At 43.2% G+C, this 12,913-nt stretch carries 13 protein-coding genes; 8 read left to right on the top strand and 5 right to left on the bottom strand.

The genetic code is table 11. The features are described from left to right. Nucleotides 1-14: 14 nt before the first annotated feature. Both cysS and murJ read right to left on the bottom strand, forming a co-directional pair. A complete protein-coding gene (gene cysS / locus WCY03_RS06575) occupies nucleotides 15-1,421 on the bottom strand; it encodes a cysteine--tRNA ligase (protein WP_345991356.1) in 1,407 nt (468 codons plus the stop codon). Beyond that, nucleotides 1,408-2,814, bottom strand: a complete 1,407-nt coding sequence (gene murJ / locus WCY03_RS06570) for a murein biosynthesis integral membrane protein MurJ (RefSeq protein WP_345991355.1) — start codon at nucleotides 2,812-2,814, stop codon at nucleotides 1,408-1,410. Before murJ ends, cysS begins: the two co-directional genes overlap by 14 nt. A gap of 86 nt (nucleotides 2,815-2,900) precedes the next feature. Between murJ and WCY03_RS06565 the strand changes: the two genes are divergently transcribed. From WCY03_RS06565 to WCY03_RS06535, 7 genes are read left to right on the top strand one after another with little or no spacing between them, the layout of a single operon-like run. Then, nucleotides 2,901-4,805 carry a flagellar assembly protein A gene (locus tag WCY03_RS06565; RefSeq protein ID WP_345991352.1) on the top strand — a complete coding sequence of 635 codons (1,905 nt, stop codon included), beginning with the start codon at nucleotides 2,901-2,903 and terminating at the stop codon, nucleotides 4,803-4,805. Continuing rightward, nucleotides 4,802-5,368: a Holliday junction branch migration protein RuvA gene (gene ruvA, locus WCY03_RS06560; RefSeq protein ID WP_345991350.1), complete on the top strand. Its 567-nt coding sequence runs from the start codon at nucleotides 4,802-4,804 to the stop codon at nucleotides 5,366-5,368. The genes WCY03_RS06565 and ruvA overlap by 4 nt, the downstream gene beginning before the upstream one ends. 18 nt (nucleotides 5,369-5,386) lie before the next feature. Next, nucleotides 5,387-6,424 (top strand): D-alanine--D-alanine ligase, encoded by a 1,038-nt coding sequence (locus tag WCY03_RS06555; RefSeq protein WP_345991348.1) that lies wholly within the window; start codon nucleotides 5,387-5,389, stop codon nucleotides 6,422-6,424. Next, nucleotides 6,425-7,159 (top strand): alpha/beta hydrolase, encoded by a 735-nt coding sequence (locus WCY03_RS06550; RefSeq protein ID WP_345991345.1) that lies wholly within the window; start codon nucleotides 6,425-6,427, stop codon nucleotides 7,157-7,159. It abuts the gene before it with no gap. Between the two features lies 1 nt (nucleotide 7,160). Then, on the top strand, nucleotides 7,161-8,606 hold the full coding sequence (gene murF, locus WCY03_RS06545; RefSeq protein ID WP_345991343.1) for a UDP-N-acetylmuramoyl-tripeptide--D-alanyl-D-alanine ligase: 1,446 nt from the start codon (nucleotides 7,161-7,163) through the stop codon (nucleotides 8,604-8,606). Nucleotides 8,607-8,615: 9 nt separating this feature from the next. Continuing rightward, nucleotides 8,616-9,101, top strand: coding sequence for a TRAP transporter small permease subunit (locus WCY03_RS06540; protein ID WP_345991341.1), 486 nt, complete (start codon nucleotides 8,616-8,618; stop codon nucleotides 9,099-9,101). Beyond that, a complete protein-coding gene (locus tag WCY03_RS06535; protein ID WP_345991339.1) occupies nucleotides 9,098-10,378 on the top strand; it encodes a TRAP transporter large permease subunit in 1,281 nt (426 codons plus the stop codon). Before WCY03_RS06540 ends, WCY03_RS06535 begins: the two co-directional genes overlap by 4 nt. Before the next feature lie 2 nt (nucleotides 10,379-10,380). Here WCY03_RS06535 and WCY03_RS06530 read toward each other — a convergent pair whose 3' ends face one another. Together WCY03_RS06530 and WCY03_RS06525 are read right to left on the bottom strand one after the other, a co-directional pair. Then, a complete protein-coding gene (locus WCY03_RS06530) occupies nucleotides 10,381-11,010 on the bottom strand; it encodes a DUF47 family protein (protein WP_345991337.1) in 630 nt (209 codons plus the stop codon). After that, nucleotides 11,007-12,050: an inorganic phosphate transporter gene (locus WCY03_RS06525; protein ID WP_345991335.1), complete on the bottom strand. Its 1,044-nt coding sequence runs from the start codon at nucleotides 12,048-12,050 to the stop codon at nucleotides 11,007-11,009. Before WCY03_RS06525 ends, WCY03_RS06530 begins: the two co-directional genes overlap by 4 nt. A gap of 44 nt (nucleotides 12,051-12,094) precedes the next feature. On the opposite strand from WCY03_RS06525, the gene WCY03_RS06520 reads away from it, so the two are divergent. Beyond that, nucleotides 12,095-12,589: an HIT domain-containing protein gene (locus WCY03_RS06520; protein WP_345991333.1), complete on the top strand. Its 495-nt coding sequence runs from the start codon at nucleotides 12,095-12,097 to the stop codon at nucleotides 12,587-12,589. 49 nt (nucleotides 12,590-12,638) lie between these two features. Here WCY03_RS06520 and WCY03_RS06515 read toward each other — a convergent pair whose 3' ends face one another. After that, nucleotides 12,639-12,839 (bottom strand): hypothetical protein, encoded by a 201-nt coding sequence (locus WCY03_RS06515; RefSeq protein WP_345991331.1) that lies wholly within the window; start codon nucleotides 12,837-12,839, stop codon nucleotides 12,639-12,641. Nucleotides 12,840-12,913 lie beyond the last annotated feature (74 nt).

Here is a 12,913-nt window from a genome sequence, read left to right as displayed (position 1 = left end):
CGGGAACTCTTTTGTTATCTTTTTTCCCAGAAAGTCCCCTGCGGCGTATCCATTATATTTACACCAAAGGCGAGTATCTCGTCTCTTAGCCTGTCTGAAGCTTCGAAATCTTTTGCTTTTTTGGCTTCGTCGCGTTTTTCTATAAGCTCTTTTATTTTCTTTTTCGTATCGGCGTCGACGCCTGTCTGAAAATACTCAAACGGATTTTTTATACCAAATCCCAAAATTTCCTCGATATAGGCTAAATCTATGACGGTTTCACGTTTAAGCTCTTTATGTTTGCCCGGGGTATCAAGCGTTTCGTTTACGGCCGAGATCATCTCGTCTATGATTGATAGAGCCTGTGAGATATTGAGATCGTCTTTGAGTGCTTCAAGCAGCTTGCTCTTAAAGACCGTCTCCGAATCCAAGTGCACCTCTAAACCGAAAAGACGTTTTTTTAGTCTGTAGAGTCTATCAAGACGTTTTTTTGAGGCTATGAGATCCTCTTCGTTGAAATTAAAGTTGCTTCTGTAGTGTGTCGAGAGCAGGTAAAAACGAAGTACTTCTCCGTCATACGCCTTAAGAGCGTCTTTGATAAAAAAGCTGTTGCCAAGACTTTTGCTCATCTTTTCGCCGTCTATGTTTACAAAGCCGTTATGCATCCAGTATGCGGCTATCTCATGGTCTGTGGAACATCGTGTCTGCGCAGCTTCGTTTTCATGATGGGGAAAGAGCAGATCGGCTCCGCCTCCATGGATATCTACGGCATATTTAGACGTATTTTCGCCTGCCAGATGCTTCTCTATCATCGCCGAACATTCCAAGTGCCATCCGGGACGTCCCTTGCCAAAGGGAGAGTCAAAACTGACATCGCCCTCATTTACACTTTTCCAAAGTGCAAAATCGGCGCTGTGTCTTTTCTCTTGGGAATTGGCTACGCGGTTTTGCTTTTCCTCTTCATCCTGGATTCTGTGCGAGATACTGAGATATTTGCTGTCGCTTTGCGTATCGAAATAGATATCTCCGTCGCTTATCTTATATGCGTGTTCATTGTCTATCAGCTTTTGTATCATGGCAAACATCGCATCGAGTGATTCGGTGGCTTTTGGTTCGATATCGGGTCTTTTGACGCCGAGTCGCGCCATATCCGCATGGTAAGCTTCGGTATACTTGTCCGTAATCTCTTTGATGCCTACGCCGAGTTCTTTTGCTTTTTTTATGATCTTGTCATCGATGTCGGTGATGTTTCTGGCATATTTTACATGATATCCCTCGGCTTTTAAGACGCGAGAGAGCAGGTCGAAAACAAGCGCACTTTTGGCATGTCCCAGGTGAGCGTCATCATAAACCGTAGGTCCGCAGACGTACAAAGACACCTCTTTCTCTTTTAAAGGAATGAACTCTCTTTTTGATTTGGTGACGCTGTCAAATATAACCATCTATAAAATCCTTGAACCATAGTAAGAAAAAAGTGAAAAGCAGGGCAGATAAAAGCCAGTAAAGTGCTTTTTTCGATGAGATTATATCTAAAAACTGCTGCGTGCCAAACACTTTGATCGTCAAAATGAAGCTTAAAAAACCGCTTATAGTGCTTGCAAGGGCAAGTCCGCCCGCTCCCATGGGAGAGATCAAAGCAAGAGAGAGGATCACATTGGATATCAATGAATAAGAAGCTATTTTAGCCGCTTTTAATTGCAACTGTGAAGCGTAAAGCCAAAGTGAAAAAAGCTTGTTAAGCCCAAAAGGAAGAAGACCTATGAGATACATCTTTAAGACAAAAGAGGTATGAACGGCATCTGTCTGGCTGAATGCACCGCGCTGAAACAAAAGCTTGACTATCTCGTCTGAGAGGATAAAGCCTCCAAGCGTGCTCAGCATCAATATGGTTGCCAAGAACCAAAACGCTTTTTGCAGATAGTTCAGGGCGTTTGTATGATCATTGTTTCTTAAAAATCTTGCGATACGCGGAAAGATCGCCGTGGAAGTGGCAATGGCAAAAAGTGCAAGAGGAAGCTGAAAGACACGGTTTGAATAGTAAAGATAACTGATGGATCCTGCAGCCAAAAAAGAGGCCAGCCAAGTGTCTAAAAATGCCGAAAGCTGAGCGGTCGAGTTTCCCCAGATGGCCGGGAAGAACTGCTTGCGAAAAACTTTGGTCTCCTCTTTTACCAGCAGAGCTTTTTTGTTAAAGTACTTAAAGCCGCCGATAACGATCTTTAAAAGACCGATCTTCCAGATCGCCATAAGATGTACCAGAAGCTGTAAAGCTCCGCCGATGACGACTCCCCAGCTGAGATAGTAGACTATCACGTCATCGGATGAACCTTTGGAGAGAAGGAGTGCGCCGATAAGAGAAAGATTTAAAAATCCCGTCGCAAAAGCGGTCGTGGCAAAATGGTGCTTATATTGTAAAAGCGTACTTAAAAAAGTGACCGCAAAGATAAATGTAAGATAATAAAAGTTTATAGTTACATAGGGTGCGGCAAGTTCGATTGTTTTTGTGTCGAATCCAATTGCAAGGGCTTTTGTCGCGAGTTGGGGAAACAGATTTACAAGCAGCGTAATAAACAGGATTATTGATAAAAATATAACAAAAATATGGATCGAAAAAAGGCTTTTTTTCGTCGAACGGGTAAACGACGGCAAAAAGACCTGGGTAAATGCGCCTTCGGCAAATATTCTGCGAAAAAGGTTAGGGAGTTTAAAAGCAATAAAAAAAATATCGCTGTAAACGTTGGCTCCAAGGATCGAAGCGGTCAGGAGATCCCTGATCAACCCTAGTATTCTGGAGAAAAGTATCCCGAAACTATTTGTAAAGATTGCTTTAAACATAATATTCTTTAATTTTTTACAAATTTTACAATAGTTTAACAAATATGATACTAAAATAGAACTCTTAATTAAAAAGAGGGATTATTATGGCTATCTTTGGTTCAAAAAAAGAGACAGATACTAAACAAAATCCTATACGTCCGGTCGTAAAAAGAACGGAGAACGTAGCAAAAGAACTTCTTAATATCGCGATCTCGAACAGGGTTGAAGTCGCTTCTTTAGATTTTAATCTTTTGGAGATCGAAACGCTGACGCGCAAGAAGGCATCTTCGAGAGAAGATCAGTTTAAAGAGATAAACGATCAAGAGCTCGAAGCGTTGAAAAAGAGCAAGCTCTTGATGGATCAGAGCTTTGAGATCAAGCAAATTTACGAGATAGAGGTCTTTACCAAAAAACCAAGACCCCAGTATGATAAATTTCATTTCTCCATAGGCGTAAATGCTACGATGTGTAAAGTCTTTTTAACCATAAAAGACGGCTCTTTTTTAGAATACAGCGAGAGTTTTGAAGAAGATTTTCTGGAGTTGATAAACAAGAAAAAGATTCGTGCGAATATTTTAGTGGGGATCTTCGATGACATGGTGCCCGAAGTGGTCTCAAAGCTTAATGCGTCGCTAATGGTAAACGAGACCATGACCTTTGAAAAGACCGATGCCATTTTGGTCGCAGAAGGGATAGAACCTATACCTACCTTCGATGATCAGATAATCATGCATTTTAGAGAAAAAAACAGTAAGAACGATATCGATAAAATCGATTATTCAAAGCGAAATTATATTCTCAGCGTCGTAAAAGATGAACTCTTGATAGAGTATATAAAGCCGAAAAAAGGCTCGTCGGGAAGAAACTGCAGAGGCGAGTTTATAGTGGCGAGAGAACCGGTTGCCGATAAAGTTCCGACTTTTAAAGTAAGTGACAATATCGCCACTATCGAGACGAAAGAATCGATCGAGTACAGGGCAAAGAAAAACGGTTATATCGTCTATGAGAACGAGACGTACGATATCAGAGACGAAATGGATATCAATGAGATCAGTTTCAAGACCACGGGCTCTATCGAGACGCGCCTCGATGCCGATGTAAGTTTAAAGGTTAAAGAAGCCGACGTGTTTAAAGACGCCGTCGGTATGGGAATGGAGGTCGAAGTCAGCGAGCTTGACGTCGAGGGCAATATAGGTCCAAAAGCCAAGGTTCTTGCAAAACGCGCGAAAATAGACGGACAGACCCATAAAACCTCTTTCGTAAAAGCGGATGATCTGACCATCAACGTGCATAAAGGCACTGCGGAGGGAGATGCCGTACATATCACAAGGCTCGAACAGGGCGTCGTCAAGGCAAATACGATCGATGTCGCACAGGCGATAGGCGGAAATATCAAAGCAAAAGAGATCACGATCGATCTCATCGGCTCGAACGTGACCATGACTGCCAGCAAAACGATAGAGATACATAAAATGCAGGGCAGCGAAAACAGGTTTATAATCGATCCTCTCGCCGTGGATAGTATCGACAGGGACGTAGATGAAAAAGAGAACGAACTGGATAATGTGGAGATACAGACACGCGCCATCAAAAAAGACATAGAAAAATATACGGAGCTGATCCAAAAAAATGAAAAGAGTTTTTTAGAGATCAAAAGAAGATTGCTGCATTATAAGAAAAACGATATAAAGATGCCAGAAGCTTTTGTAAAGCAGTATAAGCAGTTTCAAAAAGTGCAGGCGCATCTGGAAGAACTGAAAAACAGCCTTAACGAGCAAGGTATAAGAAAAGATAAATTGAATACGTCCATAAAATCCGTACAGGAAAATATTTTCGCTGCAAGGATCATAAACAAAGACAGATGGATCGGATACAACGAGATACGCTTTAAGCTCATCGATCCTCCTATAGATGTCGTCTATACGCCTATAGAAGGTTCATACGACACTGTTTACGCTCTGTTTCAGACAGATGATAACGAATACGTGATAAAGGCCATAAAAGGATGATCGTAGGGGTAGAAGGAACGATAGAATATAAAGATCCGAGTGTCGTACATGTGAATGTAAACGGTGTGATTTATGAGGTGTTTATCTCTCTTCAGTCATACTCCGCGCTTCAAAAAGAGAGGGTGAAACTTTTTACTTCCCACATCATCCGTGAAGACGCCCAGCTTCTTTTCGGTTTTATCGACAGATCCGAAAAGGTGATGTTCGAAAGGCTGATAAAGATCAACGGAGTAGGCCCCAAGGTTGCCATGGCGATATGTTCGACCTTTTCGGCGTCGGCATTTGCGACCGTCATCAACAACAATGACGTTGCGGGTCTGAAAAAAGTACCGGGCATAGGGCCTAAAAGCGCAGGACGGATTCTGGTCGAACTCAGCGGGTTCGATGCCGTGCTTGCCTCAAGCGAATCGACGGCAAGCTCTACGGCACTCAAGGATGCTTCTCTTGCGCTTGAAAGCCTCGGGTTTAAAAAAGAGGATATTTCAAAAACGCTTAGCGGCTGTGCGAGCGAAGATACGGCTTCATTGGTAAAAGAAGCACTAAAAAAATTACAAAAACTATAACAGATTTAAAGGAAAAGATTGAAGTTAGCTATATTATTCGGCGGAGCAAGTTTTGAACATGAGATAAGTATCGTAAGCGCTGTTACGGTGAAAGAGAAGTTGGTCGGATTTGAGTTGGAGTTTATATTTTGCGATCAGGATCATACGTTTTATCTCATAGAACCCTCACGCATGAAAGCGGTCACTTTCTCAAAAGGCGAATACAAAAAGATGCCTTCTCTTACCCTTGAGAACGGCGGATTCGTCAAAAAATCGCTTTTTTCAAAAGAGCTTGTAGGAACAAAGGTTTTAAATCTCGTTCATGGAGCCGACGGAGAGGACGGCGTCATAGCTTCCCTGCTAGATTTTTACTCTATACCGTTCATCGGTCCCCGTACTTCTGCCTGCGTGTTCAGTTTTGACAAGCGCTATACAAAATATCTCTGCGATGCTCTGGGCGTTAAAAGCGTGGCATACCGCACGCTCAGTAAAAACGACGAGCGTAAAGTGGATATCGCCTATCCTTTTATCATCAAACCGGCACGTCTTGGAAGCAGTATCGGAGTAAGCGTGGTCAAAGAGGAAAAAGAGCTGGATTATGCGCTTGACGTTGCTTTCGAGTTTGACGAGAACGTCATCATAGAACCGTTCATAACGGGCGTAAAGGAGTACAACCTTGCAGGCTGTATGGTAGAAGGCAAGATCAAATTTTCCATCGTCGAAGAGCCTCAGAAAAATGAATTTTTGGATTTTGAGAAAAAGTATATGGACTTTTCGCGATCGGCTACGGTATCGTCCGCCGAGATAGACGACAAACTGGTTGCAGAACTCCAAAGCACCTTTGCAAAGATATATACGAATCTTTTTGAAGGTGCACTTATCAGGTGTGATTTTTTTGTGATCGAAGATGAGATCTATCTTAATGAGATAAATCCCATTCCGGGTTCTATGGCAAACTATCTTTTTGATGATTTTTCAACGACCATAGGCAGACTGTTGAACTCGCTGCCTCAAGCTAACAGGGCAAAGGTAAGCTATCAGTATATTCACTCGATCTCAAGTGCAAAAGGCAAGTAAGTGGCGGTCAAATCGATCCAATACGATAGATATACTTTTGATATCAGCTACGAGATCATAAATCCCGATGCAAAGGCGGATGTGATAGTTCTGCATGGATGGGGTTCGAATAAAAATATCATGAAACAGGCTTTTTCTCCCTATTTGAAGGGATTCCGTCATATCTATATAGATCTTCCCGGTTTTGGGAACTCCACATGTAACACGGCTTTAAAGACATCGGATTATGCGCGCATCGTAGAACTTTTAATGGTGCATATAAATGCATCTAAAGACATCATAGTAGGACATTCGTTCGGCGGCAAGGTAGCAGTTTTGCTCGAACCTGACGTTTTGGTATTGCTTTCAAGCGCCGGTATATATACGAAGAAAAGCCTGAAAGTGAGAACAAAGATCGCTTTGTTCAAAATGCTAAAAGTTTTCGGCTTTTCAAAGATAAGGAAATATTTTGTGGCCGAAGACGCAAAATCGCTGAGCTCGCATATGTACGAGACTTTTAAAAACGTGGTGAACGAGGATTTTTCCGTTCAGTTTAGAGAATCGAAATCAAAAGCGCTTCTCTGCTGGGGAGAAAACGATACGGCTACGCCGCTTAGCAGCGGACAAAAGATAGATGCGCTGATGAAAGATTCAAAACTTGTGGTCTACCCCGGCGATCACTACTTTTTTACGCAAAATGCAAAATCTATATCAGCGCTTATAGAAGACACATTTATAAAAAGATTGGAGAGATAGTATGGATTATACGGTTTTGGTCATGTTTGTAACAAATGTCCTTTTTGTGACGGCACTTGGCTGGTATCTTATAACAAATCTGCAGTGGTACGACTACAAGATCCAAAGAGTAGTGCTCAATCACCATAAGACTTGGTGGCATCTGGTATATTTCATCATCCCTTTTGTCGCCTACTATGCAACGGATAAATTTTTTGCGATATTTTTCTATTTTGCCGTTTTGCCGTCCATCTTTATGTGGCATAGAGGTCTTGATAAAAAGCTTGTTCTTACATGGAGAGTCAAGAGGTTTTTGATCCTTTTGGTCTCGCTGACGCTGTTTCAGGATATTCTTTGTACGCTTAAACACGGATGCGAGGTTTACGGCGTCTTGATGCCTTTGGCCGTGGCATACATCGGCTCTACGCTTATTGAAAAGTTTTTGTTCGCCGCGTATAAAAAAGAAGCCAAAAATAAGCTCAAATCACTCGAGAAACTACAGATAGTCTGTATTACGGGAAGCTACGGGAAGACCAGTATAAAAAATTTTACTGCGAGCATTTTGGCGGAAAAATACAAGGTATACGCGACTCCAAGAAGTGTAAACACGATCGGCGGGATCGTAAGAGATATAAACGAATCTCTACCGGTCGATACGGAAGTCTATGTATGCGAAGCAGGGGCAAGAGAGATGGACGATATCCGTGTGATCTCGGAGTTTTTGGAACCTCAGACGGTAGTGGTAGGCAAGGTCGGTCCGCAGCATCTGGAGTATTTTAAGACGATGAAAAACATTATCATCACAAAACTGCAGATCATGAAATCTCCGAGACTTCAAAAAGCTTTCATCCATAACTCCGTAACGGACGAGGCACATGAAAAAGTGACATTTTTTGGAGAAAACATCTCAAACGTGGAAGCTACGCTGGATGGAACATCATTTGTCCTGCACACTCCAAATGAGAAAAATTTAAACCTTCATACAAAGATACTCGGTGAGTTTCAGACCATCAATATCGATGCGGCAGTACTTGTGGCTATGCATCTTGGTCTAAGTACCCAGGAGATAGTCAAAGCCGTAGAAAATCTGCAACCCGTAGAGCATAGACTCCAGCGCATAGACGCGGGCGGAAAGATCATCCTTGACGACGGCTACAACGGCAACATTGACGGAATGCTTGAAGCAGTGCGTCTTTGCTCTTTGCATCAGGGCAGAAAGGTTATAATAACACCGGGACTCATCGAGAGCAGCGACGAGCTCAACTTGAAGTTTATCGAAGCGGTAAACAAAGTTTTTGACATCGTCATAGTCACAAGTTCTCTCAATGCAAAATTGTTCGACAAACATCTTGATGTCGACAATAAGATAATATTAAAAGACAAGATGAAGCTTCAGGAACTTTTGGGCTCACAGACCAAAGCGGGCGACATCATCCTGTTTGCCAACGACGCACCGAATTTTATATAAGAGAAACCGATGATAAAAAAGATAGATAAGTTTACGCTCTACATAGGCTATTTTGCAGCATTCGTACTTTCGCTGCTCGTGCTTTTGATCGTCTATGATGCAACGGCAAGATATATGTTTTCCGAAGGCTCTACGGCGTTGCAGGAACTTGAATGGCATCTTTTCGATCTTATCATGCTTTTTTCCATCGCGTACACCCTTAAAAAAAGTGCGCATGTCAGAGTCGATATCTTTTATAACTCCTTTTCCCATAGAACAAAGACGATCATCAATCTGATCGCCGCGCTTTTGTTCGTTATCCCTTTTTCCGTTTTGATCGTTTACGAGGGGCTTCATTTTGTGGAGCTGAGTTTCTTGCAGATGGAAGGTTCATCCGATCCCGGCGGGCTTCCATACCGTTTTATCGTCAAATCGCTTATGCCTCTTGGTTTTATCTTTTTGATCATGCAGGCTGTCAAAGAGGTGCTTGTGTGTAAAGAGGAACTAAGCAGATGATAGCGCTTTTGATGTTTGCCGTCGTACTTGTTTTGCTTCTTTTGGGTATACCCGTCGCATTTGTTTTCGGTACGGTCGCTATCGTTTTTGCGGCATTTATCCCTACGCTGGGCTTTGAAGTGTTTGACATCCTTCCGTTTCGCATCTACGGGATTATGAACAATATGACTCTTATGGCAGTTCCTCTTTTCATTGCGATGGGACTTATCTTAGAAAAGTCGATGATGGCAGAGAAACTGCTTAGTTCTATGAGCCTTCTTTTCCGTGGTGTTAGAGGCGGACTTGGTGTAAGTGTGGTACTTGTGGGTGCTATGCTTGCCGCGTCTACCGGAATCGTCAGCGCATCGGTGGTGATGATGAGCGTCATCGCTCTGCCTTTGATGCTAAAAGCGGGGTATGATAAAAGTCTGGCCGCTGGAACTGTAGCGGCAAGCGGAACGCTCGGGCAGATCATTCCGCCCTCCATCATACTTATCATCTTGGGTGATGTGATGAGTGTGAGCGTAGGAGATCTTTTTAAAGCAGCCGTACTTCCCGGGCTTGTGCTTGTGGGACTTTATGTGGCGTATATCCTCTTTATCTCCTATATCAAGCCCGAAGTCGCTCCCGTTTACGAAGCGGATGAAAAAGTTTCGCCAAAAGAGCTTCTTTTTTCCTTGTTTCCGCCTTTGCTTTTGATGGTGAGTGTTCTTGGTTCCATCTTTGCGGGTATCGCTTCACCGACAGAATCGGCTGCATTTGGGGTGATGGGTGCGCTGCTTTTAAGCTACGTGAACCGTTCGCTTGACGCTCAGATGATAAAGTACGCTTCTTTAGAGACGGTAAAGCTGACAGGTATGATCTTTATGATACTTTTCGGTGCTACGGCTTTTAGTCTCGTCTTTAACGAGCTCGGCGGAACGGATATGATCCTGGATTTTTTCAGCAACGATATCGGCAATGTTTGGGTATTTATCGCCGTATCTATGTTCGCCGTGTTCATTCTCGGCTTCTTTATCGATTTTATCGAGATATCTTTCATTATTGTGCCCATTCTCGTTCCGATTATGAATGCGTTTGGCATAGATCCGATCTGGTTTGCCGTTTTGATAGCGCTTAACCTTCAGGCATCGTTTTTGACGCCTCCGTTTGGGCTTGCACTTTTCTTTTTAAAAGGCGCGTCAAAAGATATAACGACGCTGCAGATATATAAGGGGATCATCCCCTTCATCCTTTTGCAGCTGGCGGCTCTTTGTATCGTGATATTTTTCCCTGATCTGGTGTTTGCGTTCTTATAGCATCAGCTCATCTTGATGACGATATCTTCTAAAGAGTTTGCGCAGATCTGCAGCCGTTTGGCGATCTCTTTGAGCTGACTGAGCAGTTCTCTTTGCGTAAATATGCGTTTCATGTCATTGCTTTTTGAAAGTTCCGCCATCTTTTGTATGTATACTTCGACAAGCTCTTCGTATCCGTCTCTTACGCTTTGTGCGTTTGAAGCGACCACGAAAGGCTTTTCAGTCCTCAGGTTTGTAAATCCAAGATTCAGCATGTTGGACTGCTCTTTTATATGTTTTATAAGCTCTATGTATTCATTGTTCGAGGGCGGGGTATCGTAGGCTTTTGCTTCAAGTACAAAATGTTTAATGCTCACCGCGATCCAGTCGAGCTGGGAGATGATACGGTATATGGATTCTCTGTCTATGGGAGTGATAAACGCATTTAAAAGTTCGTTCATATTTTTTTCACGTATCTCCTGCGCTTTATGCTCGTCTTGCAAGATGGCGCTGCAGCTTTTTGCATCCATATCTACAAAACATCGGTGCAGATCCGAGATTATGTCGTGTATGATCGCCGAGTGTTCCTGCAGTGACGCGACAAAATCGACCTCTTTTGGCAAAATGTATTTTTTTATGAAAGATCCGATCATGAAAAAGCTCCTAGAATATGGGTTAAGATATATGCGTAAAGTGCGCCCAGCGACATTGAGACGGGAACGTTCACGAACCATCCGGCAATTATCTGCGAGGCTTTTTTCCAGCCGACATGAGAGGGCTTTTCCGCCGCGCCGTTGCCCAGCAGCGTAGCTGTCACCACCTGTGTCGTCGAGGTCGGCGCTCCAATGGCGGTCGCTATCGTATTGACGGCTGCTGCGCTCATCTGATTTGCCACGGAGTGGATGACACGGATGCGGTAGAGTTCAAAACCAAGTGTTTTTATGATGTTCCATCCTCCAAACACCGTCCCGAGCGTAATGGCGGTCGTACAAAGTAAAACGACCCATAAAGGGATGAAAAAATGTGTCGTATCGCCGGATGCCAGCAGCATCATACCGATTATGGCCATTCCTTTTTGCGCATCGTTGGCACCATGGGAAAAACCGAGCCAGGCAACACTGAAGTATTGCGATACCACAAACAGTGCTCTTATCTTGATCGTAAACCTTTTAAAAATCAAAAATATAAGCTTCATCATCATAAATCCTACTATAAAGCCTAAAAAAGGAGATGCAAAAAGCCCCGTCACGACTTTCATGACGCCCTCGAGATGACCGTTTTGCAAAGAGTCGATCCCCCAGTTTATCCTGTCGCTGTCGACCATGAACAAGCCGGCTCCTACAAGTCCGCCTGCGAGCGAGTTGGAAGAAGAGGAGGGAAGACCGAACTTCCAAGTGGTTATGTTGTAGGTGATGGCGGCAAAAAGTGCGGCGATGACGAGCGACTGGGCGTCCTTGATGTCGGTATGCGAGATATCTACAAATGTCCCGATAGTGTCCGCAACGGCAAGGCCCGCCAAAAGTGGTCCCAAAAACGTAAAGAGGCTTACTATGAAAATGGCGACGCTGCTTTTCATCGCGCGCGAGGCGATGGCTGTCGCCACCATATCTGCAGCGTCATGGAAGCCGTTTGTGAAATCAAAAACAAAAACGGCTATAATTGTCAAAGCTAAAAGAGAAGTTGTTAAATCCATTTGGTTATTTTACTCAGAAATAACTTAGTAGAAAAGGAGTTTTTTTGAAAGATATAATCTATGCGCCATGGAGAAGCGAATATATCAGCGGCAAACGCATAGAAGGCTGCGTGTTCTGCCATATAAGCGAGCATGAACGAAATGATGCCGATCTGCATGTTCTGCACCGCGATGAGCACTGCTTCATGGTCATGAACAAATATCCTTACACTCCGGGGCACTTTATGATCATTCCCCATCTTCATACGGACAAACTCGAAGACCTGCCCGGCGAAACATGGCTGCATATGAGTGATCTGGCTCAAAAATCGGTAAGACTTTTAAAAGAGGGATTTAATGCCCAAGGCGTAAATATAGGGATGAATCTTGGCGAGAGCGGGGGAGCGGGAATAGCCGAGCATATCCATATGCATCTTGTTCCAAGATGGCAAAGAGATACCAATTTTATTACATCGATCGCAAATACGAGAGTCTATTCGACCGATTTTGAGAAGATATACAAGCGTATAAAAGAGTTAGTGGCAGAGTACATTAGATAGATGTTCCCAACCAAAAGTTAGGAACGAAGATCATTAGAAGAAGATGTCCTTAGTGGTGTGCACCCTCACTATGAGCCGCATGACGCGCGTTTAGCTCCATTTTTATACCCGAATGCAGGAAAAGCCCGAACGAAAGAGCCGCAAATACTATTTTTGCACTGCTGTCACCGATCATAGCCCAGACGATGCCGAATATGAACATTACGCTAAATACAATAAACCAGTTTTTATCTATCTGACTTTGTTTCACTGTTGTCACCTTATTTGTCTTTTTTTCTAGTGAGTATTATACCGACAATGCCCAGTATTACCAAAAAAAGTATA

This window comes from Sulfurimonas sp. HSL-1716 (assembly GCF_039645975.1).
Taxonomy (GTDB): domain Bacteria; phylum Campylobacterota; class Campylobacteria; order Campylobacterales; family Sulfurimonadaceae; genus Hydrocurvibacter; species Hydrocurvibacter sulfurireducens.
This window is presented reverse-complemented; position numbering and strand designations above follow the sequence as displayed.

Excerpts from the sequence above, each read along its gene's own strand:
- murJ (WP_345991355.1), bottom strand. The coding sequence starts at position 2,814 with ATGTTTAAAGCAATCTTTACAAATAGTTTCGGGATACTTTTCTCCAGA.
- WCY03_RS06535 (WP_345991339.1), top strand. The coding sequence starts at position 9,098 with ATGATAGCGCTTTTGATGTTTGCCGTCGTACTTGTTTTGCTTCTTTTG.
- WCY03_RS06530 (WP_345991337.1), bottom strand. The coding sequence starts at position 11,010 with ATGATCGGATCTTTCATAAAAAAATACATTTTGCCAAAAGAGGTCGAT.
- murF (WP_345991343.1), top strand. The coding sequence starts at position 7,161 with ATGGATTATACGGTTTTGGTCATGTTTGTAACAAATGTCCTTTTTGTG.
- WCY03_RS06540 (WP_345991341.1), top strand. The coding sequence starts at position 8,616 with ATGATAAAAAAGATAGATAAGTTTACGCTCTACATAGGCTATTTTGCA.
- cysS (WP_345991356.1), bottom strand. The coding sequence starts at position 1,421 with ATGGTTATATTTGACAGCGTCACCAAATCAAAAAGAGAGTTCATTCCT.
- WCY03_RS06565 (WP_345991352.1), top strand. The coding sequence starts at position 2,901 with ATGGCTATCTTTGGTTCAAAAAAAGAGACAGATACTAAACAAAATCCT.
- WCY03_RS06525 (WP_345991335.1), bottom strand. The coding sequence starts at position 12,050 with ATGGATTTAACAACTTCTCTTTTAGCTTTGACAATTATAGCCGTTTTT.
- ruvA (WP_345991350.1), top strand. The coding sequence starts at position 4,802 with ATGATCGTAGGGGTAGAAGGAACGATAGAATATAAAGATCCGAGTGTC.